Origin of the sequence: Nostoc sp. 'Peltigera membranacea cyanobiont' 232 (assembly GCF_002245985.1) — a bacterium.
Classification (GTDB): Bacteria; Cyanobacteriota; Cyanobacteriia; order Cyanobacteriales; family Nostocaceae; genus Nostoc.
Genome location: NZ_NOLK01000027.1, coordinates 49,774 through 74,399, shown reverse-complemented (window position 1 = coordinate 74,399; position 24,626 = coordinate 49,774). Strand labels below are relative to the sequence as shown.

Here is a 24,626-nt window from a genome sequence, read left to right as displayed (position 1 = left end):
ATCCCCAATCTATCGCCTATGCCCCTGACTGATGCAATACCTGCTTTACTTGTCCTGGCAGATGGAACCACTTATCGCGGTTGGTCTTTCGGTGCTACGGGAACCGCGATCGGAGAAGTGGTGTTTAACACTGGCATGACCGGCTACCAAGAAGTCCTGACTGACCCTAGTTACTGCGGTCAGATTGTTATTTTTACCTATCCAGAATTAGGGAACACTGGTATCAATCCTGAAGATGAGGAATCAGATGGCCCCCAAGTGCGGGGTGCGATCGCTCGAAATATTTGTCAGCGACCAAGTAACTGGCGATCGACACAATCCTTACCAGACTACCTCAAACAAAACCAAGTACCGGGGATATACGGCATCGATACCCGTGCCCTCACCCGCAAAATTCGGATGTTTGGAGCCATGAACGGTGGCATTTCCACAACCATTCTCGATGAGGCGGAATTGCTAGAGCAGGTACTAGCGGCTCCCAACATGGCGGGATTGAATCTGGTTCGAGAAGTCACCACCTCAATAGCTTATGAATGGTCAGATCCCACCATTCCAGCATGGGAATTCAACTCTGAGGCTGCGGAAAATCTTGGGGCAGCCTTTACCGTTGTTGCCCTCGACTTTGGCGTAAAACGCAATATTTTGCGTCGCTTAGTAAGTTACGGTTGTCGGGTAATTGTTGTGCCTGCTGATACGCCACCAGAAGAAATTCTCAATTACAATCCAGATGGTGTGTTTCTTTCTAACGGGCCGGGCGATCCGGGTGCTGTCACTGGAGGGATTGCAACTGCTAAAGCGCTTTTGTTAAGTCAAAAGCCTATCTTTGGTATTTGCATGGGGCATCAAATCTTAGGTCATGCATTAGGGGCAGAAACCTATAAACTTAAATTTGGTCATCGTGGTTTAAATCAGCCTGCTGGATTACAACAACGGGTAGAAATTACTAGCCAAAACCATAGTTTTGCGATCGATCCAGATTCTTTACCTACGGCAGTTGTAGAAATCAGCCACCTGAACTTAAACGATCGCACCATTGCTGGAGTCCGTCACAAATCTCTACCTGTATTCTCCGTACAGTATCACCCAGAAGCTAGTCCTGGCCCACACGATGCTGATTACTTGTTTGAGCAATTTGTTCAAGCGATGCGAACAGCCCGTCAAGCCGCAACAGCCGAGGTGAAGTAAAAATGAGGAATAGGTGGGGAGCAGGGGGCAGGGAGCAAGGGGGAGAATAAAAATAAAAATTATCTCTTTCCCCTCTTCTCCCTGCTCCCCGCCCCTCTGCCTCTTGTGCCCAATGCCCCAAAAGATTGTAGACAACTTGCTCAAAAACCATTTATACTTGAGCGTTCACTTTAACTCATGAGGAGGGAATTATTGCTGAGCCACTGAATCTAACCGTTAGCCTGAGGGGCACTCGTGAAGTCCGGGATAACTGCCAGCTATTCCGCCTCACAGGTTTGTTAGATGCGTTTTCTGAACCAACATTTCGTAAAGTACTTGGCAACAAGATTGAAGAGGGCCCTAAGCATATTATTTTGGATCTCTCACAAATCGACTTTATTGATAGCTCTGGCTTGGGTGCTCTGGTACAACTAGCCAAGCAAGCTCAAACTGCTGAGGGCACTTTGCAAATTGTCACGAATGCCCGTGTAACTCAAACGGTGAAGCTTGTTCGCCTAGAGAAGTTTCTCTCCCTGCAAAAATCAGTTGAAGAAGCTCTAGAAAACGTCAAGTAGCCTTGATTGCTTGAACCAAATCGATTTAGCTATCCAGATTCAACATCGGGTAGCTTAATTTTTAAAACTTCTGGCAGAAAACCTCTCTCCTGGTGGGAGAGGCAAAAAGCCAGTTGAGTTATTATGTTTAAAGTTGAGCAATAACTAAAGATAAGTACTTGGACAGAATGAATTACACTATGTCATTGCGAATGAAGCGTAGGCGGTAGCGTCTCTATGAGTTGCGTAATGAGTGTAAATATTTTTGTCTAACTACTTATAGACACCCAGTTCTTGGGTAAATGATTATTGGGCAGAATATCGGATAAACAATCAAGTCTGAAAAAATTGTAGAAAATACAAAGTCAGCAGATTTGTGTATAGGTAAAGTTGACTTGATACTGTATAGTTAGAAATTGTCGCTTACTAAGTAAGTATGACAATAGGATTTAGTAACAGGGTGTATTTGATGTCAAAATTTTACCCTATCTTAGACACAGACCACAATAATTAGGCAAAATTTGGTTTATAGGCATTGACATCAGGGTGATTTAAAATGCCAACTCTCAGTCAAAATGATGAAATTAGGAAGCAATTTTGATAGTATTGATTATGCTAAGTATACTATCATGGCACACTTCAGAAAAATCAGTCTTTGCGAAGAATGCCTGCCAAATCTAGCCCGTCAAGGAATGATTTATTTGTGAAGTCACAGGAGGAAGAGCTATTAGATGGACAAGATGAAACTCCCAACCAAAGTTTATCTTGGACTCAAGCACTCTTGGCAACCACAGGGCCATTCCAACAGATTTCCCTCTCACAAGTGCAACAAATTTCTCCTACTGCTTTAGCATATTTGGGGGATGCAATTTATGAGTTGTATGTTAGAATGTTCTATCTGCTGCCATTGCAGCGGTCAGGAATTTACCATCGGCTGGTAGTGGAGCAGGTAAGAGCAGAAACACAAGCGCTACATTTGCGATCGCTAACTCCTCATCTGAGGGACACCGAATTAGATATTGTCCGACGGGGTAGAAACGCCGCTACAGGCCGCCCTAAGCGACTCAATCCCGAAATTTATCAACAGGCAACTAGTCTAGAAACCTTAATAGGCTATTTATATCTCACCGATTACCAGCGTCTAACCGAACTGTTGCAAATGCTTCATGTAGAAAAAGAGTGAAAACTCAATTTCACAACAATAGGTACAGCAGTAGATTAGGTTCCAGAAATTCAGGTAATCGGTATGTTCAACCATAAGCTATATCCATAAATCAAATGCAGAATCAACCGAGAAAAATTATCAACACTTCTACTAGCGAACCCAATCGTGGGAAACCCATAAAAATTAAGGGTAAGCGTGTTGTTAGTAATCCCACTCGTAATCCCCGGAAAATAGATAGCAACCCTATCTCTGTTGCTAATCCCACTCGCAATCCCCGGAAAATAGATAGCAACCCTATCTCTATTGCTAATCCCACTCGTAATCCTCGGAAAGTAGATAGCAACCCTATCTCTGTTGCTAATCCCACTCGTAATCCTCGGAAAATAGATAGCAACCCCATTTCTGGCAACTCCCGACAACGAAATAGCAACTTCTCCGAGTCGCCTGTATCTACACAACCGATAGAAGAAGATAACGATCTCATCTACGGTCGTCATCCAGTACTGAGTGCATTGCAAAAACAGCGCAACCTCAACCGCATCTGGATTATTACCCGGCTGCGCTACGATCCCAGCTTCCACCATTTTCTCCTCCAAGCTAAGGAAAATGGCACAGTTATTGATGAGGTTGAACCCAAGCGCTTAGACTATCTCACCAATGGCGCTAATCATCAAGGTGTGGCAGCACAAACTGCTCCTTACGCCTACATCGAATTGCCCGATCTCATTGAACAGTCTAAATCTGTAACCGATCCCGTAATAGTAGTAGCTGACGGAATTACAGATCCCCACAACTTGGGAGCAATTATTCGCACCGCCGAAGCAATAGGCGCTCAAGGATTGGTGATTCCTCAAAGAAGAGCATCTGGGATCACTTCCACTGTAATGAAAGTGTCAGCAGGCGCTTTAGAAAACTTTGCTGTAGCTAGAGTTGTCAACCTCAGCCGCGCCTTAGAAGAATTAAAAGAAGCTGGCTTTTGGATTTACGGCACTGCTACAAGTGGAAGCGAACCCGTGCATACTGTGAATTTCAAAGGGCCAATCGTTTTGGTAATCGGTTCAGAAGGCGAAGGTCTGGGTATGTTGACTCAACGTTCCTGTGATTTTTTGGTATCGATTCCTCTGCAAGGTAAGACTCCTAGCCTGAATGCATCTGTAGCAGCAGGGATGGCGCTTTATGAAGTTTATCGCCAGCGATCGCTAAATACGCTTTATTTAGATAAGTTACAAAAAATTTCTTTGAAAAAATAACAGTAACAGAGTATAAAGAAATGTAAAAGATAATAAAGCACCATATCGTTTAACACCCTGTAGACGTTTATAAATCGGCTAAAACCATGAAAACCATTTGGCATAACCTCAAGGAAGTGTTGATCAACACATTCGACTACCTCGGCTTGGCTTGGTGGGTAGAGATTGTGACGCAAAATCCCCGATGTACTTATTACTTTGGCCCATTTCTGAGTTCTTCTGATGCAAGATTGTCAAGCAATGGATACATAGAAGACTTAGAAGCCGAAGGAGCTACGGGAATTTCTGTGCGTGTCAAACGTTGCAAACCTAATACCTTAACAATTGCTGAAGACTTGGGGGAAAGATTTGACCGCAAAGTACAGCCTGCCTTTGGCGGTCAAATTTAAGTTAGGCGAAAATCAAGATAATTCGTAATGACGCTCTTTACGAATTACGAATTACCTGCGGATGTTCTTCCAGCCAACGATCGATATCATTCAGCACCTGCTGGGGGACTTCCCACGGGAAAAGATGGGCGGTGTTTGGATAGCACTGCCACTGAGAATTTGGGAGATGTTGAGCGGTTTGTAAGCTGGAATCAGATGTGATGTGGCGGTCTCCATCGCCAGCAAGTACCAAACTAGGACATTGTATTTGTGGCAGTTCTGGAAGCCGATTGTATCCCGATTGAATCGCACTGTAGAGAGCGCGAGTAGCAGCAGGAGAGGTTTGCAGATAAGCTGGTACTGCTTCCTTGGCGATATAGTGGTAAGTTGTAGATGTATGTTGTTGGATTAGGTAGCGGAAAAGCGATCGCTTGCCAAAAGTTTCAATATTCCATTGCCAACTCGGTTTTATATAGTTTAATAAGCCAGCAACGCCAGTATATAAATTATCCTGCCAAGTTATAGGAGGATGGCTACCACGGGGTTTTGCGGCTGTCGCCACCAAAATCAGCCCAGTAATGCGCTCTGGTAAACGCAATGCCATTTCCATTGCCAGAATGCCCCCAAGCGACCATCCCAATACTAGGCATTTTTCAATATTTAAGCGGTCTAGCAGCGCTTCTAAATCAGTTAAATGGTCATTCATATCAAAATTGCCATTCCAGCGACTTTTGCCATATCCACGTAAATCGGGGGCAATAGTTTGATAGTGTTTTGATAAATGATTGGTAAAGACAGAAAGACTGCGACCAGTACCAGGATGACCGTGTAAGCCCAGAATGGGGAATCCTTGACCTTGGATGTAAACATTGAGACGTGCAGTAGTAGTTGGATGGCGATCGCTCATGACTTGCCGTTCTCCTGTTTAGTGAAAACAGCGATTGCAACTCTATTAGCTGCGATCGCTTCAGCCCAAACTCTGTATTCAAATTCAAATCTTAAATTCACCACAATGTTAAGAAATCGGTTCAAAAACCATTTGGGGGATCAACACTTCGTCTTGTAATTGCCCAATACCTAAAAAGCGATTTTCTTCATCATAAACTCGCACTATTTCAGGAACATCGAAATTTAGAGAAATTCGCTGACCTTGACACCACCTTTGAGCAGATGTTGCTGGTAAAGTAACAGATGATAAATGTTGTAAAGCTGCATCTGGGCAAACAGGTTGAAATGTTTCAGCTTGTAGCTGTGCTTCTAAATCAGTCAAGGTGAGACTATCTGTTAAATTGAAACCACTACTTTCGGTACGGATTAAAGCCGCAAGAGTGCCACCAGTTTCTAAGATTGCACCTAAATCACGAGCGATCGCTCTAATATATGTACCAGAACCACAAGCGATCGCCACATCCAATTCAGGAAAATCTCCTTCTCTCCAGTCCAAAATATCTATTTGAAAAACTTCCACTGTTCGCACTGGAACTTCTACCGTTTTACCTTGGCGTGCTAAATCGTAGAGACGTTTCCCATCTACTTGGATTGCACTGTAAATAGGTGGTATTTGCTCAATCTTCCCTTCAAATTGTGCTAGTACCGTTTTCACCTCTGCCAAACTCAATCCAGCACAAGGTTGAGAAGTGATGATTTCACCTTGCAAATCGTCCGTTGTAGTACGCACACCCAGCCGAATAGTGGCAATGTACGCTTTGTTTTCTGGCAGATATTGCAATAATCTGGTAGCTTTACCAAGGGCGATTGGTAAAACCCCTGTAGCAGCTGGATCTAGGGTTCCCGCATGTCCTACACGTTTGAGGCGCAAAAATTTTCGCACCCGCGCTACGCAGTCGTGGGAAGTCCAGCCAAATGGTTTGTTTAAGTTGAGAAAACCTTCAGATAACACAAAATCAATACTTACAGCTTCTAAACTCTATTAAATACTTATTTAACGATCAAAGCATTAATATTTAGCAATCAATGATTAATTCAGCATTAATTTATACAAATTAAGTAGGCTAAAGGTATTTTTTAATCACTTTAACGAATAATACACCAAAAAATGTAGATAGCGCCGAGCATATTCAGCAAATATCACGATGTCACTTTTAAGCGACAAAACATAAAATTGTCATAATAAAGAAATAAAAAAACTTTCATTAAGTTTTTTTATTTCTTTAGGCTGGGCAATTGTGCTTCTATGTGCGATTCCAAGAAACAAGGATTTTCCCAAAGCTTTGATAGAAAACACTACTTATTTTGTTTTAACTAACAGAATAATTGGTGGATTGACTATTGCTCTAACATTTTTATCAAAACGACCATCGATAAACTTTGATGAACATAAATAAAATGAAAAAAACAATTTTTACTACAACATTAGTTTTTTGCTCTATGTTGGTTGTCATTTGTAGTGAATCTGGCAAGAGTCTTTCTCAACAAAATCAGGTTAATCAAGCAAATACTGCAACAGTCACTCAAGTTAACTCTAAATCTACTTACTCAAGTCAGGTAGATAATACCAAAAGTATTAAAAAAGCTAGTAATTCAACATTAAATAAAAATAATAAGTCTAATGAAATTGATAACGATAACCCGATATTTGGGACAATCAAAGATATGCAAAGTGGAGACTTAAAATGCTACGTTACTGTTGTAGATGAAGATGGTAATTTACATGAAGGTGTAGGGGCAACATTTGAGGTTTGCGAACCAGAGAAATACGTCAATCAAAAAGTAAAGATGTCTTATGAGCTAGAGAATGTCAATGATTGCCAAAGTTCTGAGCCTTGCGGTAAAACAGTCAAAGAATGGCTGATTACCAACATAGAAATTCAAGAGTAAGAATCACGAGATTTATTTTTTAAGTTGTAAGTAATATAGATAAGCGCCATATACTGCAACAAATCAAGTTGATGATGGGGAAAGTTGACTCATTGGGCATATCTTCGGTAAGCTGACTGTAACTTTAGTTCCTTCCCCCACTTCACTGGACAAAGTAATATCGCCACCATGTAACTCGACACAACCTTTCGCGATCGCTAATCCTAAGCCTGTACCAGGGATTGTATCAACGTTACTTCCACGACTGAACGATTGAAACAAATTTTCTTGATCTACCATCGGGATACCAATTCCCCGATCTTTGATGTAAAAGATTACTTGTGATTCTTTACCGATGAGGTGGAACTCTACAGTCCCTCCATCTGGAGAATACTTAATTGCATTGGACATTAAGTTAATAAAAATTTGCTGCAAAAGTCCGCGATCGCCCCAAAAGCCTTGGGTATGCCCAGTAATGTTAAAAATCAATTCGTGGCGATCGCCTGTTGTTTCTCGCTCTTGTTCGATCAGATCGGCAAAAAATTGCAGTAAATCGAGTAAAATTGGTTTAAATTTGGGTTTTTCGAACTCAAATTGGTTAACCAGAAGCATATTATCCACCAGTTTGGACATATACCTTGCTTTCTGTTCAATAATTCCTAGAAATCTTTGTTGTTTGGACTCATCCAGTTGCTGACTATGTTTTCCCAAAGTTGATGCAGCCGCCAGAATTGAAGTTAGCGGCGTTCGATATTCATGGGAAACTGTTGCAATGATTTGAGATTTAAATGCATTGAGTTGCTTTTCTTTGGTAAGGGCTGCTTGAGTTTGGGCTAGCAACTCAGCTTGTTGGATAGCGATCGCTAATTGTACCGAAACTTCATTGAGCATTTGGGCATCATCAGTTTGCCAATGTCGTTCTCCAGAATTTTGGTGAGCAATCAACAAACCCCAAAGCTTAGGAGTTGGGTTCCCATTATTGCTCAAATTAATGGGAACTACCAAATTTGCTTGAGTATTAAATTGCTCTTTCAGGCTGACACAATTACACAAGCCAAGCTCATAAATATAAGGGACTGGGGATTGGGCAGTGGGGATCGGGCATTGAGAAAACTCTTCTCTATTCATAAGTTCTCTGTCCCCTTGTCCCCCTTGTCTCCTTGTCCTCTTGTCCCCAGCCGCGACGCGATCGCACAATGTTACAGTGCGGAATGACTCAACTGATGAGGCAACTATTTTACCGTCGGTATCTGGGGCGAATTGATATACTATCACGCGATCGCACTTCAGAAGTTGCTGTACTTCTGCTACAGCTGTATTCAAAATTTGCTCTAGATTAAGAGACTGGCGAATTCTGAGAGCAGTTGTCGCAATTAAGCGCTGTCGTTCCTGAGTTTTATTGAGTTGGGCTTGCAAGCACGATTGCTTAATGGCGTTGCGGACTGCTAATTGCAGTACATCTTGTGTCACATTGTGCTTAACCAAATAATCCAGCGCCCCCCGTTTCATGACTTGCACAGCCACTTCTTCATCACCCCGCCCCGTCAGCATAATTACAGGGACAGAAGTCTTAAATATCTCCTGCTGCATCCGATCGAAGAGTTCTAACCCACTCATATCAGGGAGGCAAAAATCTAGAAGAATGACATCGCAACGGATTTTTTGGCACAAAGCAAGTCCTTCTTCTGCACAATCTGCCTCAAAAATCTGGTAGGACTGGTGCGGATCTTTCAACAGATATCGGCGATAGATTTTCCGATCTGCTGCACAATCATCAATGATGAGTAGCGTCGATGTGTCCAACATATACAAGTATGAGGATTAGGAATGTAGATCCCTTTTATCCAGATTGTGTTTTTATTGCATAATTCTAAAAATAATATAAAATTAGTATAAAATTATAATCTAAATTCTTTAGTAATCCTAAAGAAATACCAAATAGTCAAAAATAGAAAAATGAGCAAAAGAATCTAGCAGAGACAAATAGACACAGTGACTCAAAGAGAGAAATGTCTCTGTGCCCTCTGAGCCGTCTCCTTTATTATCCTTTTTCTCTACTGCCTCATCAACTAGACAATAAACAAATTAATCCAACACTGGTGGCATATTGGCTTCAAGCCAGTAGTCCACAAATGCCTGAATCGTTTTTTTGAGTTCCAGAGCATCCATCGGCTTTACCATATATCCATTTGCGCCCTTTTGGTAGCACAATTCAATATCCTTGGGGTTAGATGATGTGGTAAAAACAACGATGGGGATTTCCTTGAAACTCTTGTCTTGCTTGAGCCGATCCAAGATGTCACGGCCATCAATACCTGGCAAATTCAGATCGAGCAAGATCACAGAGGGTCGTAATGCTACTTTAGAGTTGGGTAAGTTTTCGCCTTTGCTATAGGCATTGCCCCCCAATTGATAGAGAAACTCTAAAACCTCATCCCCATTAGTACAACGATGTATGGGGTTCTGGACTGACATTCGCCGCATCAGACGTTGTAGCATCCGAAAATCTTCATTGCTGTCCTCAACAACAAGCAGAGGCTCATCAAGTTTTTTTGTCATTCGTGGTCTTAAAAGAACTTAACAAAAATATATATTTGGTTATTATCTTAAACTATTCCAGCCTGAAATAGAAAATTGAGCCAACACCTACGGTAGATTCAACCCAAATTTGACCGTTATGAAGTTCAACAATCTTCTTAACAATAGCTAATCCTGCACCTGCTCCTCCACCGTATTTTTCCTGGGAATGCAACCGCTTGAATAATCTAAAGATGGTTTCTAGGTGATGCTGTGGAATGCCAATACCATTATCTCGGATATAAAAGATTGGGGAAGGTGGGGCCCCCTCTGGGGATAAGGGGTAATGGGAACTGGGGATTGGGGATTGGGTATTCTCCTTGTCCCCTATTCCCCTTGTCCCCTTGTCCCCTAGTCCCCAGTCCCTAGTCCCCAGTCCCTCATCTAAGTAGCCAATCTCAACCCATTGCTCCGCTTTATCGTTGTATTTGAACGCATTGCCAACCAGGTTACTAAAAACCTCATTGACGAGAACTCGATCGCACTGAACTGTTGGTAAAGGCCGAGGAATGCGAATATCTACAAGCCCAGATTCTTGGCGACTAGCACGAAAGATTTCAATTACTTGGTTGAGCAATTCGTTGAGATCGGTTGCTTGCTCTCGAAGATGTGCTTGTCCTAACTGCGAGAGTCGCAGCAAAGCATTAATCAGAGTTTCCATGCGTACAGATAAGGACACTACTGTTTGCAAGCACTCAATTCCATCATCATCTAAGACTTGGGCATAGTCTTCTAGCAGCACCGTCGAGAAGTTATAAATGCCCCGCAAAGGTTCTTTGAGATCGTGGGAAGCAGCGTATGCAAAGGATGCTAGCTCTTGATTACTGCGCTCTAACTCCAAGTTGATTTTAGCTAATTCATCTGCCTTCGAGAGGACAATACCAACGATCGCATTACTCAGAGCGATCGCACTTTCAACTTCGCAAGCTTTCCAAGGTAGAGAAGTTAATCTAACCGTTTCTTGCCATTGTTCAAAGGATTTTCGTGGAGACAGGGTATAGCTACCATCTACCTGGGCTTGAATAGATTCCTGTGGATTTCCTGCCCAGTGTACCGTTTGGATAACTTCAGGGCGAAACCAAAGAATGTAATAGCGCCGGACTTTAGAAATTCGCAGCAGCAATAAACCACTGGCAGTATCTTTAAATATGAGCGCTTCTGGATAAAGCTTCGGCAGAGAATCCGTAGAAAACAAGTTGTCACTAACTTGAGTATCTGCCCATTCAATTAACGCCCGTACCTCATCAATATTTGGTGTTGCTCCCACAAGGTTAATTTCATTATCCAGACAAACCGCCGCTCCAGAGGCACTGACAAAATCTGGCAAGCGGATTTCCGGTTTGATTAAGGCATCGATAAAGTTGTCTGCTTGGGAAATAGACTCAAGGAACTCAGACTGTAGCGATTTGAGTTTTACCTTATAGTCCCATTCCGAATAACTAATTTTGTGCGCTAACTCTGAAGACACAATTTGTCCCAAAAATTCGCACATCTTGCGGACTTCATAAGAAATATGCTTTGGTGTTTGATGATGACAGGATATTAATCCCCAAAGCTTCTGCTCTTGAATAAGCGAAATCACCAAAAGAGCCTTCACTCCCATATTTTGATGATATTCAGCACAACACCAATCAAAACTCCGTAGCAGAGAGTAACTTAAGTCAAGATGCTGATGTGTTGTCGGATTTTCCGTTGGAACTAACTCAACAGCTTCGGCCGTCAAATCAGGAAGAAATCGGAGAAAGCAGCGCGTGTATAACTCCCTAGCCTGCGCTGGAATATCTGTAGCGGGGTAGTGGAGTCCTAAATAAGGTGATAAATCTTCCCGTTTAACTTCTCCAACAACAGAACCTGCTCCCGACTCATCAAATTGATAGACCATCACCCGATCGAAACCGATGATTTTTTGGACTTCTTCAGCCACTAGATGCAGAAATTCTACCAGGTTTGATGTCCTTTGCATTTTTGCGATCGCAACACCTACCAAAGCATAGAAGCTTAAAAAACTCACCTCAGATTTGGAGTCAGTTGGTTCTAACTCCAAAATCACAACCTCTTCTGTCCGATGAGCGATCGCGTCAAAATCTCGTTTCTGACGCAAAGTATTTATTGATACTTTAAAAGTATTCGCGCTGCCAATTTTTTTTACCAAGCACTGCTTTACAACTTCTACTTGTTGAGCTTCTAGTAAATAGCTCAACGGTTTACCAAGCAAATCTTCTGGCTCTTTACCTAAATATGCTTGGGTATTGTTGCTAACTTGCAGTATCTCTAGCTGAGTACTGAGTGCAAGTAGTACACCGTGAGGTTGAATAGAGCCAGGTATATGGATAGGTTTGCGATCGTGGTTAGTGAAAGCAGTCGCTTGGTTAGTAGTATCTTCAGGCTGGCTCATAAATCAACTTATGTAAAGCTGAATTTTACAATAACGCAATTAAATGTGACATTTCTTTAAAGTATATGCCCATAAGTCAGGAATGCGATCGCATCTCATCTTTTTATAGTAAGTAAGCGCAAATAATTAGAAGATTGCGTAGGGTGTGTTACGGCTTCCGTAACGCACCGAAAATACAAATTATGGTATATTCAAAGTAGATACACAAAATAGCTTGAAGTAGGCGCTCAAGCTGCCAAAGTTTTATGTTTAGGTGTGTAATTCTCTAAGAAAGCATTTTGAGATAGTTATGACTACAGTTGTTGCTAAGTGGGGAAACAGCCTAGCTATTCGACTTCCGAAAGCTTTGGCTGAACAAGTTAATGTCAAAGAGGGGACAGACATAACTTTCAGCATTTCAGGCAATAGTATTGTAATCACGCCGCAGCAGCGAAAAAAATATACGCTTGATGAATTATTGGAAGGTATGACTCCAGATAATTTCCATTCTGAAATAGATACTGGATCTGCTGTGGGGAATGAAGTTTGGTAGTTAAACCATACATTCCAGATAGAGGTGATATTGTCAAGTTAGACTGCGGAACTACAAAGCAAATTACGGCTGATTCGATCCGACGTGTATTAGCCCTGAGAACATCAGGAATGTCATTTGAAGATATTGCTGAAACGCTTAATGCTGAACTAAAACCTCAAGGGCGTGAGCAGATGGGCTATCGTCCTTTTTTAGTTATGTCGCCATTAAAATACAATCAAATGGCTTCCATAGTTCTAATTTGTCCAATTACTAGTCAAAAAAAAGGTCTTAACTTTGAGGTTCCACTTCCTGACGGAATGATAACTAGTGGTGTGGTGCTAGCCGATCAGATTAAATCGCTGGACTGGAAAGCTAGGAAGGTTTTGTTTGTAGAAAAAGTTGAAGACGATCTAATTGAAGAAGTGCAAGCAAAAATTGAACCTCTGATTTTATAAAGACACAAATAGATTGAACAGACGTAATTAATTACGTCTGTAAAAATCAAATAAAAATCATCACATGCAGCAATGCAACACCAATATCCAACATCCAAAATCCGAAGCTGACTATGGTGTTGGGAACTTTTTTTTTACAATTTTGCCTCCTTTTATATCCAGCAATTGTGCTAATTCGGTTGTATTCAATGACTTGACGAGACTTAAACCAAGAGACTTACTAGAAATACTTTGAGTGTAGGCGGCGTTCAGGTAGGGCGTGTATTGCGGCTTCCCTGCAACGTATGTTTGGAAGAAAGGTAAACTTAAAACATTCATGTAACGACGCGCTTGAGAAGCATCGCCAACCATATCGGTAGGTAATGCTACTTGTTGATTTGCAGGATTACCATTACCAATGGTGGAAAAATGAGTGCCACCTACAAGCATGACGAGATACTTTTGTGAATTCGCAAACCACGAGAAAGGTAAAATTTGCTCAGATAAAGCTGGTGCAACTGTATCATCACTACTGCTGACAATCATCACTGGAGTTTTGATTTGACTTAAGCCAGCTTTGCCAAAAATAGAACTAGTAATGGGATTAACTGCGATCGCAGCTTTCACTCTCTCATCCCGCAGGTTATAATCCTTGCCAGACTTGCCGATGTTCAATTCTAAAGCGCGACACTGGAGCAGTAAAGACATATTCCAGGTTTTTTGGAGTGCTGCTGGTTGACAGTCTTGTTTTAGCTGCTCAAAGTTGATTTTAGCGCCTGCTAGGGCTAAGGCTGTGTAGCCTCCCAAAGATTGACCAAATACTCCGACTTGTTGCAGATTTAAGCGACCTTTAAACCGTGAATCAGATTGATTACCTTTTTCCAATTGATTCAATATATATGTTATGTCCATTGGTCGGTCTTTGAATTCACCGGGTTCTGCTATTTCATTGGCGTGTCCCTTTAGCAGAGAACGCAATTGTTTAGTATCGCTACCAGGATGATTGGGAACGACAACGGCAAATCCGTAAGAAGATAGGTGCGTGGCTAAATATTGAAAGTTGCTGCTATCTAAACCCAAGCCGTGAGAAATCACAATTACGGGTGCAGTATTCTGGACATTGGGAATGTAAACATCAGTTAATAAAAGCCGATTGCGCGTTGAATCAAAAAACTTTAGAGTGTATTTTTGCGACTTAAACTTTCCCGGAACCTTTAAATCGGGCAATTGCGAGAAATTTGGTTGTGAAATGGTAGCAGCTTCTATTTTAGACTCTTGAGAAACTGCTGCGATCGCCCGATGAGTTTGGTTAACAAGTTTCTCCAATTCTGTAGCTATTTCCAAAGTCCCTGCGACATCAAGGTGAATGCTGCTGTTAGGATATTTACGCAACACATTCAAAAGTGTCAAGCCTCCCGATTCAGCAGAGGCTAAAATTAGCGCCGAACGCAAAGTAGCAAGTTCTGGTTGAGAAGATTTGTTTATAATAACTTGCGCCAACCGATGCAGCAAAAATTCTCCTTGCGGTGTGTAGAGAAGTTGCGAAAGTACTACCGGACTAACTTTCACCCGATTAAGTAAAATCCGCCGCAATTCTGGAAGCTGTTCTAGAGGCAGATATTGCTGATAGGCTGCCAAGTCTTCGTTAATTACGCCTGTTTTGGCATAGTTTTCTAAAGTATTGACTGAAATGGAAAGCTCCAATGCTGAATAAGATGCATAAATCCGCTCTGCTGCCAAGACAGAATTACTAATTCCAAGGGTTGGCAGCAGTGTTGAAAGAACCAGCAATAGGGAATTTTTTCTGAGGCTGCTGGCCCAATTACCAAACAAACTATTCATCGCTCAACTATTTCGGTGGTCTGGTTTTATCAGGTGTTGGCTTTGGTAGTTATTCGGACACCCTGCTTAGTTGACTTAAAGTTTTTAGCCTCAATTTTATCAAAACAGAATTTAGGAGTCAGTCGTTATAATCCAGGATGAATTGTGTCTGACTTGCGAATGTATAAAGCTTTATCTGACTCCTAAATTCTGATTTCTAAATTCTTCTTCAAGAATTTTTATCTTGGCCGTAAAGTCAAAAATTAGATACTACAGAGTCACACAGATGGGTAAAATATCCATCTAATTAAGAGGCTGACCCCGTAGTTTGCCTTCACTATCAAATCATAACAAATAAAAAATCCTCTGCCTCAGTAGTTATGTTGTAGCTTTGAATTTTGCACGAATTAATTAGAGAAAAAACGCAGTAAAAATCCTGAAAATCCTTACTATTAATCAGCTTTTACCCAGTGCGATCGCGACTGAACCTGTGACTACTAAACCCGCTCCGAATATTGCTATAAAACTGAATTGTTCTGCTGGTATCCAATCAGGTGCAATAACTGATACAACTGCAACTAAGATTAATGTCACAATGGGAGCTAAAGCTATTACTGCACTTACTCGTGATGCTTCCCAATGTTCTAACGATTCAGCAAAAGCACCGTAAGCGATTAAAGTATTCAAAGCACAAAAAGCCAACATTCCTAAATGGAAAGGATCGAGTATAAAAAGTGATTTTACTCTGGCTAGAGGAGTGAATAATAAAGCACAACCCCCGTAAATTATCAGCATGATGCTGGCGGAAGATAAAGATTGTAATAATTGCTTTTGCGCTAAAGCATAAATTGCCCATGACGTTGCTCCTAGCGCAATCAAAACACTACCTAGTATATATGTGCCATGTGCTGTAATTAAATTTGTTAGTTGTTCTCGAAAAAATAAAACATAACCGCAAATCATTACACTAACACCAATCCATTGATACAGCCGGTAACGTTCTTTAAAAATCACTAACCCTCCGAAACCTAATAAAAGGGTAGATAATTGAATCAGAACTTCAGCGTTAGCAGGTGATGTTAGTGCTAAACCTTGTGTAAATAAGAAGTAATTAATCCCTAAGAATAGTGTAGCGATCGCTAATAATTTCCAAGAAGCAGAACGCAGTTGTTCTAACTTTGGTAATTTACCGCGTATTCCTAAATACACAGCAAGTAGTACAAATGATACGAAAAAGCGAAACCAAATGACGGTATACACATCAAGTACTTGCAGAGTTACCGCCAGAGCAATCGGCAAAATTCCCCACAATAATACCGTTAATAGCGATAAAGCTAACCCTAAGCGCCAGCGACCAGAACTTTGATGTAGCGACATTCAAATATCCTACCCAAAGTAGGGCTGATGATAATTTAAAACATTTTGCATATCTAAATGTTATCAATCTTTATTGATAATTTATCTTAATAACCTTGGGAAAGCAAATTAAATATATAACAGCTTCTCGACCCGACTCAATTTATTTTTAGTCCTAAACTATGGCGTTTTTTGTTCATAGAAAATTCGTAAATTGCGTAATTCCTTTACATGAATATTAAATTTCAGACTTCCACATAAATGTATGATTTGTTTCAGTGTTCTTTTATTACAAAAAACTATGGGGTTTATACCCATGTTAAGCTTAGTAGTCTTTATTACAGGCTTATTCATTTACTTTCTAATGACCTCAAAAGGTCGGTTTTTGCTCAAATCTGTGGTGACAAAAATAAAGCGCCAAGAGTGGAGATTCGGATATAGCAAGCTTAACTACCTGAGATCGAGATTTTCAAAGACTATAACAATTGCTGCTCTTATTATGGCAGCAGTAATAGCTGGAAATACTGTATCAGCCCAGGTTACGCCGCCGCCTCTAGCCTCGCTCAAAAGCGTATCGGTTCCACAGCCTGACAATCTTGGAGACTTCGTAAAAAACAAACCAGCTGCCATACAGTTAGGAAAGGCTCTTTTCTGGGATATGCAAGTAGGTAGCGACGGAAAGACCTCCTGTGCTACTTGTCACTTCCATGCTGGAGCCGACAGTAGATCCAAAAATCAGATTAATCCTGGGCTTTTGCAGATTAACGCTAATGGTACGGCGAATCCCGACACGATTTTTGATGTCGGTGGACTAGCAAACTACCAGCTCAAACCGGAAGATTTTCCCTTCCACAAACTGTCAGACCCGAATGATGCGAAGACTGTTGTCTCTGACCGTAACGATGTCAGTTCTTCTCACGGGGTCTTCAATACTAAGTTTGTTGATGTCACACCTGGTAATGCCCAAGACCAAGTAACAAACGAACCAGATCCGGTGTTTAATGTGGGAGGCATTAATGTGCGCCGCGTCGAACCGCGTAACACAGCAACCGTGATTAATGCAGCATTCAACTTCCGCAACTTCTGGGACGGAAGGGCACAAAACATCTTTAATGGGGTGAATCCCTTTGGTTTAAGAGATCCTAACGCTGCGATCGCCAAAGCAGCAACCCTAAATCAACTAGAATTTGTCAATGTCAGCCTGAATAATTCGTCTTTGGCATCCCAAGCAGTCGGCCCGCCACTCAGTTCTTTTGAGTCGTCTGCTAATGGCAGGACTTTTCAAGAAATTGGTGATAAGTTCGGGTCAATTGACAAAAGATCCCTCAGCGTTGGTAAGGGTAAAAAGCTACCCCGAAAACTTGCTAAAAAGTTATTTCCCCTGAGACCGCTAGGTGAGCAGATAGTGCATCCGCAAGACAGCGTTTTAGGTCGAGATAGTAGATGGCCCAAACTTGGACTTAAAGATAAAACCTATGAGCAGATGATTCAAGATGCCTTCAAGCCAGAGTGGTGGAAGTCTAATCGACTCATTCAAGTTGATGCTCAAGGTCAAAGGACTTTTGTCAAAAAGCCCGATCGCTCCTTGGAGACTAATGAGTATACATTGACTGAGTACAATTTCTCGCTATTCTTTGGGCTAGCAATTCAGTTGTACGAGTCTACACTCATTGCTAATGATACGCCCTTCGATCGCTTTTTAGAAGGAAACACTACTGCCCTAACTCCTCAGCAGCAACTAGGTAAACAAATATTTGAGGGCAAAGGTCTGTGTATTGGTTGTCACGTTGGCTCGGAATTAACAGCTGCTTCAGTTAGCAGTGTGAAAAAAGACGGACGAATCAAACGTGCGCCGTTTCCTCCAAACAGCCCTGAAGACAATGGTTTCTTCAACATTGGTGTCAGACCTGTTACCGATGACCCAGGTTTGGGTGGTAATGACGGCTTGTTTGGTAACGGCCAAGGTAATCCGCTTTCAGAGGTACGATTAGCTCAGTTGGGGAAATTTCAAGTTCTCCTCGGCGAAAATCCTCCCATCCTCACTCCACCGTTGAGTTCTAGTGAAACTGTGTTTGCAGACGGAGCCTTCAAAGCACCTGGACTTCGCAATGTCGAACTCACTGCTCCCTACTTCCACAATGGAGGTCAGGCGACGTTAGAGCAAGTGGTTGATTTTTACAATCGCGGTGGTGACTTTGGAGTTCTTCCCCCCCTAAATCTCTCACCAGATGAAAAGCAGCAATTGGTCGCTTTTTTAAAGGGATTGACTGATGACCGAGTTCGGTATGAGAAAGCGCCTTTTGACCATCCGCAACTGTTCGTCCCCAATGGACATCCAGGTGGCCCCACATCTGTTATCAACGATGGTACTGGTCAAGCCACAGACGATCTACTGGAAATACCTGCTGTTGGTAAAAATGGCGGTAGTGGTACTCCAAATTTCTTGAATTAATATTAGGACTAGTATTTGATTTTTGAAATACACGTAGGGTGTGTTATAGCGTTTCCTAAGCAAGTGAGGTACACCCAAATCTTTTTTACCAAGGTTAGTAGCTTTGAAAACGTACCTCACCAGACCGGGAACTGCTATAGCAAAGCGTAACGCTCCAACAGCTTAGGATGGTGCGTTACGCTATCGCTAACACACCCTACAAGACTGCGGTCTTCATGATAAGTCCTTAAACGGACATGATATTATTCCCCATTCCCAATTCTTTAAAAAAAGTCAGCCATCCAAGGTGAAGCACCTGCAAATATTTGCGTGGCTGCTAAGATAGCCGTTTCTGTACCACTTAGTTTTCCGGCTTGTTGCAAATGGTAGGGGGTGAATAAACCTGTATACAATGGTGCCAATTCCCGAATATCTAGCTGCAACTCACCCTTTCCACCTTTGGTAACTTCACCGCGTCCGTTGGCAACCGAAAGAATGAATTTACCATTATTTCCAGTTAGCAAATTATCTTGAATTTCTAAGTGCAATTGGGTCTGGATTCCTGGTGGATAACCCCGCAATTCTAGCGCTTTGACTACATCTACTACCCGCAGCATCCAGCGAAACTGACGGTATATCTTGGCAGTTTGCTCTGGTAGTAGCAATGTCAGGGAATCAATTGCAGAACTCTTCCATCGCACGTGTTGAATTTGGGAGCGATGATTTGCTAGAAAAGACCAGAAAGTTTGGGCAGCAGCAACTGTACTCAGTACCCAATCTTTCACCCAGAGGATTTCCCCATCTTCTGTTCGCTCTTGAGTAAAGATGATGTAACCTTGGGGTCGATCTTTAGTACCAATAAAATAGGCGTAGACTGTTTCCTGTTTATCTGGTTGGATTATTCGCTCCCAGATTGCTGAATGTCGGTCTAAGTAGCCATGCGTTTGTCTCGCCTGTTGCTGATATAGCTCATGAAAGTCTTCATGATTGATGCTCGCTACTGGTTGCAGAGGTAGAGGTTGCTCCCGCACCTGGATATTCCTGGTAGCCACTTCCCAAATACACCAGCTACCCCCCTGCTCATAACCTACTTTTCGGTACAAAGTTTGAACGGCTGGATAAAGAGCGGAGATTGCTATACCTCTATCGTAAAGTTCTTTGAGGGTGTGCTGCATGAGAGCGATCGCAGCTCCCGAACCGCGATATTCTGGAGCAATGCCCACTGCGGCAATTCCTGTCATGGGTACACGTTGACCACCCCACCACTGGCCCATATCCAAAGTTGCTAATCCACCAGCTAATTGTTCCAATCCCCGAATAATGCGGAAGTTTTCTACGCCAATCAGATTGATGTAAACTTCCTCGCCACCAAGGGCGCTGATGAAACATTGCTCAAGGATATACGCCAACGGCTGGATATCCTGTGGATAGGCGAGAGTACTGTATTCAAATTGAGCCGTCATCTCTTATACCATTAGTATTACAAAACCAGAATCATACTACAAAGGATGTTTTTTGAGTGTTTCACCAACTTAATACACAACAAAAAGATTAATGCGGTTTGTATTTGCAGATATGGGATACTTAGTAAAGTTACTTAATCTTCATATTAATTTACATAATAAAGCTGTACAAATGTCACAAGCTTTGAATACCTAAAGTTTTAACTTCACTATTTACAATATCCAAGCAAAAAGCCTCGACGTTGACCTTCTGAGGCTCAATGTTGACCTTCTGAGGCTCGATGTTGACCTTCTGAGGCTCGATGTTGACCTTCTGAAGCTCGATGTTGACCTTCTGAAGCTCGATGTTGACCTTCTGAAGCTCGATGTTGACCTTCTGAGGCTCGATGTTGACTTCTGATCTGGCTGACATTCAAATTTCGATTATAATTCCAAATAATTATTTCTAACTCAATAAAATACTAATGAAAGTTGTAACCAATTTATTCCTTTTTTTGCTGCCAATTCTGAGTAGCTTTTGGATTGCCCAAACTTGTAACTCTTTATCTTCTTATCAGCCTCTTCAGTCTATAGATGGGGCGGCTTTATATAAAAAAGAACTAACTAATGGGAATGAAGCCTATTTACAAGTTATCAATGTGGGCAAAATGCACATAGACCAAATTATCGGAGAAGTAGATAATATGGGTCTAAATGAGGGTAAATATTATCAGGGAGAAGGTAAATATTACAGCCCATTTTTCCAAAGAAAGTTGTTTTCTGAAGTTGCAAATGAATATAAAGAACTTTACGCAAATAACGTTTTCTCGATGATTAATTGTTCTTTTTTTGAGCAATACGAATCTAGTACTCAATTATCCTTTCCAATCAAACTAAATGGTGTAGTCATCAGTGGTGGCACTAGTCCTTATGGCCCCATCAAGGAACCAAAAGATAAATACTATAGTAATATTCACCTCAAAGCCCTAGTCTGGGATAATAAGCAGGCATACATTACCGATTACAACCAGGTTAGCGGTGCGCCTCTCAATCAAAACGCAGTGAAAAATGCGATCGTTACTTACCGATACAGCGATCATCCCGCAAAAGTATTAGCCCAAAACCAAGCAAATAAGTATCAACTCATTGGGACTCTAGACAAAGATGGTGTTAAAGGTGACGAGTTATTGTTAATAATGACGGTGAAGCAAGCAACTCTGGATGAGGCAGCAGATTTATTACGTAAATTAGGAGTTAAAGGCGACATCATTACTGTTGACGGCGGTACGTCTACTTATTTATTCAACTCCCAGAATGGAAATATTATTGTTCCCCAACTGGCTAATCCGCAAGAAAATCCTACTTTCCGAAACCTCCCTCATTATCTGGGATTCCGTAAGAAAACCAAAAATCAGGTTACGCCAAAAATCTCGATCTCTCAGCCAGTTGCAAAAGTACTTCCAAAGAAGGATCAGCCTTATTTAATATTGTGGCGGGATAATTTTGATGGCGATGTCTCGATTAAGCTGTACGATGGAGACAAACTTATCCAAAACATTTCTTCTCGTACCGCTAGCGATGGTGTTTATGAGTGGACACCACATATTTCTGTAAAAGAAGGCTATTTTATTCGTATTTCTAGCTGGAAAGACCGGAATATTTTCGGGGAGTTGCAATTGTAATCGAGATCGACGCTGTTTTTAGCGGTGCGGAATGGAAAATTGGAATGGATAACTAGCTAAACGCAAACCTTTCAACAAGTTTGGCGGTATGGCAGCGATCGCAATTGTTATTGTTTCTCACAGTAAACAACTAGCTTTAGGTGTGCGGGAACTCGCCGCGCAAATGGTTCAAGGCCAAGTTTCTATTGCTGTTGCAGCAGGGATTGAAGATCCTGAAAATCCATTGGGTACAGATCCCATTCAGGTTTACGAAGCGATCGCTTCTGTTTTCTCTGATGATGGTGTCTTGGTATTAATGGATTTGGGTAGTGCTTTGCTAAGTGCAGAAATGGCTATCGAATTTTTGCCAGAAGCACAGCAGCAAAAGGTGTATTTGTGTGAAGCACCTCTAGTAGAAGGTGCGATCGCTGCTGTTGTTGCTGCGGCGGCTGGGAGAAACATTCACCAAGTCATGGCGGAAGCACGCGGCGCACTCCTGGCAAAAGCGACTCAATTGGGTGTAAGTCCGTTGTCAGTTGTTACTGACAACATCGAAGCAATAAATCCCGAATTTCCAACCAAAGAAATCCGGCTAATTGTCAGCAATCGCTTAGGATTACACGCCCGTCCCGCAGCCCAATTTGTGGGAACCGCAGCCCGGTTTCAATCTCAAATTCTAGTGCAGAATTTAACCAGGAATACTGGGCTAGTTCGGGGTGACAGTATTAACCAAGTCACAACTTTAGGGGTGCGCCAAGGACACGAACTGGTAATTACTGCTACCGGTTCTGATGCAGATGAAGCACTGGCAGCATTACAGGCATTATTCGCAAATAATTTTGGTGAAGATAATCTTGCCTTGAATTCTCCACCAGCATTTCACCATCAAGTTACTCCAGCAACTCACGGCGAACTTTCGGGAATTGCTGCTTCTGCGGGAGTTGCGATCGCACCTGTTGTTCATTATCAACCCACTCACATTACCATTACGGAATATCACGTAGACGATCCTGAATCAGAGTGGCAACGAGTACAAGCAGCAATTCACACCGCCAGACAAGAAATTCAAGCAGTTTTTTCCCAAGCATCTCTGCAAATTGGTGACACTGAAGCCGCTATATTTGATGCCCAATTACTATTTTTAGAAGATCCAGTATTGTTGGAAGCGGCTCATCAGCGTATTTTAGACCACCATATAAATGCTGAGGCAGCTTGGCAAGCCGTAGTAGATGAAGTGGCGACTTCTTACCGAACACTTGAAGATTCTTATCTACAAGAGCGAGTTGACGATGTTATAGATGTCGGGCAAAGAGTGCTGCGATTATTAGCTGGAAATCTCCCTGCTAACTTGCATTTTGATGAACCGGCGATTTTAGTAGCGACTGATTTAACCCCCTCAGATACCGCTAGATTAGATCCGACAAAGGTATTGGGTATTTGTACAACTTCTGGTAGCGCCACGTCCCACAGCGCAATTATCGCCCGGACATTGGGTATTCCGGCAGTTTTGGGAGTGGATGCCCAAGTGTTGCATTTGGCAGATGGTACGCTGATGGCACTTGATGGTGAAAGTGGCAAAGCTTGGGTAGAACCAGAATCACATATCCTGGATTTATTGGAGGCAAAGCGAGAAGCTTGGCAAACTGCCCAACAGGAAGCACGAGCTACGGCACACCAGCCAGCAATTACTCGTGATGGTCGGCAAATTAGCGTTTTTGCCAATATTGGTAGTATAAATGATGTCCAAGTTGCTGTAGCTAATGGTGCAGAAGGGGTGGGATTACTCCGCACAGAGTTTCTTTATTTAGATCGGACAAGCGCCCCCACAGAAGAAGAACAACTTGAAGTTTATCAGGCGATCGCCCAAGTTTTAGATAATCGTCCCCTAATTATTCGTACCTTAGATGTTGGTGGTGATAAGCCACTTCCTTATCTCAGGGTAGGGTTTCCAGAAGCTAATCCTTTCTTAGGTTGGCGGGGAATTCGTTTCTGTTTAGATCGTCCAGAACTTTTAAAAACTCAGTTACGAGCAATTTTGAGAGCTAGTGTCGGACACCAAATTAAGATTATGTTGCCAATGATTGCCACTTTAACTGAGGTGCGTGCAGCTAAGGTAATTTTGGGTGAAGTGCAGGCTGAATTAAATCAAGCTGGTATCCCCTTTGATGCAGCGATGAAAGTAGGGATTATGGTAGAGGTTCCATCAGCAGTTGCGATCGCAGATCAATTAGCTGCTGAAGTAGACTTCTTTAGTATAGGGACTAACGACCTGAGTCAATACATCATGGCTAGCGATCGCACTAACCCCCGCGTGGCAAACTTAGCTGATGCGTTACATCCAGCCGTGTTGCGAATGGTGCAGCAAACTATCCAAGCTGCTCATGCTGCCGGAATTTCGGTAGGATTATGTGGAGAATTGGCAGCAGATACTTTAGCAACACCAATTTTATTAGGTTTAGGGCTGGATGAGTTGAGCGTGAATCCTCAAAGTATACCTGGAGTCAAGCAAGCGATCGCTCGGTTGAGTATAGTTGAGAGTGAAGCGATCGTGGCATCAGCATTGCAACAAGATTCCGCAGTTCATGTCAGAGAACTAATCTCAACTTCAGTTATTCCCCCTGCATAATTCGTAATTCGTAATTCGTAATTCGTAATTCGTAATTCGTAATTCGTAATT

General features: G+C 42.1%; 20 protein-coding genes. 11 read left to right on the top strand and 9 right to left on the bottom strand.

All coding sequences use genetic code 11. The annotated features are described in order from the left end of the window. Positions 1-18 precede the first annotated feature (18 nt). From carA to CDG79_RS11965, 5 genes are all read left to right on the top strand, one after another. A complete protein-coding gene (gene carA / locus CDG79_RS11985; RefSeq protein ID WP_094342333.1) occupies positions 19-1,185 on the top strand; it encodes a glutamine-hydrolyzing carbamoyl-phosphate synthase small subunit in 1,167 nt (388 codons plus the stop codon). A 188-nt stretch (positions 1,186-1,373) separates the two neighbouring features. Then, complete coding sequence (locus CDG79_RS11980; RefSeq protein WP_094342332.1) at positions 1,374-1,739, top strand: STAS domain-containing protein; 366 nt, start codon at positions 1,374-1,376, stop codon at positions 1,737-1,739. A gap of 682 nt (positions 1,740-2,421) precedes the next feature. Beyond that, positions 2,422-2,901, top strand: coding sequence for a Mini-ribonuclease 3 (locus CDG79_RS11975; RefSeq protein WP_189524973.1), 480 nt, complete (start codon positions 2,422-2,424; stop codon positions 2,899-2,901). 95 nt (positions 2,902-2,996) lie between these two features. Further along, a complete protein-coding gene (rlmB, locus tag CDG79_RS11970; RefSeq protein ID WP_094342330.1) occupies positions 2,997-4,133 on the top strand; it encodes a 23S rRNA (guanosine(2251)-2'-O)-methyltransferase RlmB in 1,137 nt (378 codons plus the stop codon). Between the two features lie 86 nt (positions 4,134-4,219). Beyond that, on the top strand, positions 4,220-4,522 hold the full coding sequence (locus CDG79_RS11965) for a DUF1816 domain-containing protein (RefSeq protein ID WP_094331292.1): 303 nt from the start codon (positions 4,220-4,222) through the stop codon (positions 4,520-4,522). Between the two features lie 37 nt (positions 4,523-4,559). On the opposite strand, the gene CDG79_RS11960 is transcribed toward CDG79_RS11965, so the two are convergent. Together CDG79_RS11960 and truB are read right to left on the bottom strand one after the other, a co-directional pair. Next, on the bottom strand, positions 4,560-5,408 hold the full coding sequence (locus tag CDG79_RS11960; protein ID WP_094342329.1) for an alpha/beta fold hydrolase: 849 nt from the start codon (positions 5,406-5,408) through the stop codon (positions 4,560-4,562). Between the two features lie 108 nt (positions 5,409-5,516). Further along, positions 5,517-6,401: a tRNA pseudouridine(55) synthase TruB gene (gene truB, locus CDG79_RS11955; RefSeq protein WP_094342328.1), complete on the bottom strand. Its 885-nt coding sequence runs from the start codon at positions 6,399-6,401 to the stop codon at positions 5,517-5,519. Positions 6,402-6,847: 446 nt separating this feature from the next. Between truB and CDG79_RS11950 the strand changes: the two genes are divergently transcribed. Continuing rightward, positions 6,848-7,339: a hypothetical protein gene (locus CDG79_RS11950; RefSeq protein ID WP_094342327.1), complete on the top strand. Its 492-nt coding sequence runs from the start codon at positions 6,848-6,850 to the stop codon at positions 7,337-7,339. Between the two features lie 63 nt (positions 7,340-7,402). Here the strand turns inward: CDG79_RS11950 and CDG79_RS11945 are convergent, their stop codons facing one another. From CDG79_RS11945 to CDG79_RS11935, 3 genes are all read right to left on the bottom strand, one after another. Next, complete coding sequence (locus CDG79_RS11945; protein ID WP_094342326.1) at positions 7,403-9,124, bottom strand: hybrid sensor histidine kinase/response regulator; 1,722 nt, start codon at positions 9,122-9,124, stop codon at positions 7,403-7,405. A 279-nt stretch (positions 9,125-9,403) separates the two neighbouring features. Further along, positions 9,404-9,877 carry a response regulator gene (locus CDG79_RS11940; RefSeq protein ID WP_094342325.1) on the bottom strand — a complete coding sequence of 158 codons (474 nt, stop codon included), beginning with the start codon at positions 9,875-9,877 and terminating at the stop codon, positions 9,404-9,406. A 52-nt stretch (positions 9,878-9,929) separates the two neighbouring features. After that, positions 9,930-12,290, bottom strand: coding sequence for an ATP-binding protein (locus CDG79_RS11935; protein WP_189524972.1), 2,361 nt, complete (start codon positions 12,288-12,290; stop codon positions 9,930-9,932). Positions 12,291-12,579: 289 nt separating this feature from the next. Between CDG79_RS11935 and CDG79_RS11930 the strand changes: the two genes are divergently transcribed. Continuing rightward, on the top strand, positions 12,580-12,822 hold the full coding sequence (locus CDG79_RS11930) for an AbrB/MazE/SpoVT family DNA-binding domain-containing protein (protein ID WP_094342324.1): 243 nt from the start codon (positions 12,580-12,582) through the stop codon (positions 12,820-12,822). After that, complete coding sequence (locus CDG79_RS11925) at positions 12,816-13,259, top strand: type II toxin-antitoxin system PemK/MazF family toxin (protein ID WP_094342323.1); 444 nt, start codon at positions 12,816-12,818, stop codon at positions 13,257-13,259. The genes CDG79_RS11930 and CDG79_RS11925 overlap by 7 nt, the downstream gene beginning before the upstream one ends. A gap of 111 nt (positions 13,260-13,370) precedes the next feature. On the opposite strand, the gene CDG79_RS11920 is transcribed toward CDG79_RS11925, so the two are convergent. Together CDG79_RS11920 and CDG79_RS11915 are read right to left on the bottom strand one after the other, a co-directional pair. Next, complete coding sequence (locus CDG79_RS11920) at positions 13,371-15,080, bottom strand: alpha/beta hydrolase (RefSeq protein ID WP_143855467.1); 1,710 nt, start codon at positions 15,078-15,080, stop codon at positions 13,371-13,373. A 435-nt stretch (positions 15,081-15,515) separates the two neighbouring features. Beyond that, positions 15,516-16,436: a DMT family transporter gene (locus CDG79_RS11915; RefSeq protein ID WP_094342322.1), complete on the bottom strand. Its 921-nt coding sequence runs from the start codon at positions 16,434-16,436 to the stop codon at positions 15,516-15,518. 280 nt (positions 16,437-16,716) lie between these two features. Between CDG79_RS11915 and CDG79_RS11910 the strand changes: the two genes are divergently transcribed. Then, positions 16,717-18,867 (top strand): cytochrome-c peroxidase, encoded by a 2,151-nt coding sequence (locus tag CDG79_RS11910; RefSeq protein ID WP_094342336.1) that lies wholly within the window; start codon positions 16,717-16,719, stop codon positions 18,865-18,867. A gap of 263 nt (positions 18,868-19,130) precedes the next feature. On the opposite strand, the gene CDG79_RS11905 is transcribed toward CDG79_RS11910, so the two are convergent. Continuing rightward, positions 19,131-20,309 carry a GNAT family N-acetyltransferase gene (locus CDG79_RS11905; RefSeq protein ID WP_094342321.1) on the bottom strand — a complete coding sequence of 393 codons (1,179 nt, stop codon included), beginning with the start codon at positions 20,307-20,309 and terminating at the stop codon, positions 19,131-19,133. A gap of 175 nt (positions 20,310-20,484) precedes the next feature. Continuing rightward, positions 20,485-20,721 (bottom strand): hypothetical protein, encoded by a 237-nt coding sequence (locus CDG79_RS11900; protein WP_094342320.1) that lies wholly within the window; start codon positions 20,719-20,721, stop codon positions 20,485-20,487. A 52-nt stretch (positions 20,722-20,773) separates the two neighbouring features. Between CDG79_RS11900 and CDG79_RS11895 the strand changes: the two genes are divergently transcribed. Continuing rightward, positions 20,774-21,970 (top strand): phosphodiester glycosidase family protein, encoded by a 1,197-nt coding sequence (locus CDG79_RS11895; protein WP_094342319.1) that lies wholly within the window; start codon positions 20,774-20,776, stop codon positions 21,968-21,970. 88 nt (positions 21,971-22,058) lie between these two features. Beyond that, complete coding sequence (gene ptsP, locus CDG79_RS11890) at positions 22,059-24,575, top strand: phosphoenolpyruvate--protein phosphotransferase (protein WP_094342318.1); 2,517 nt, start codon at positions 22,059-22,061, stop codon at positions 24,573-24,575. Positions 24,576-24,626 lie beyond the last annotated feature (51 nt).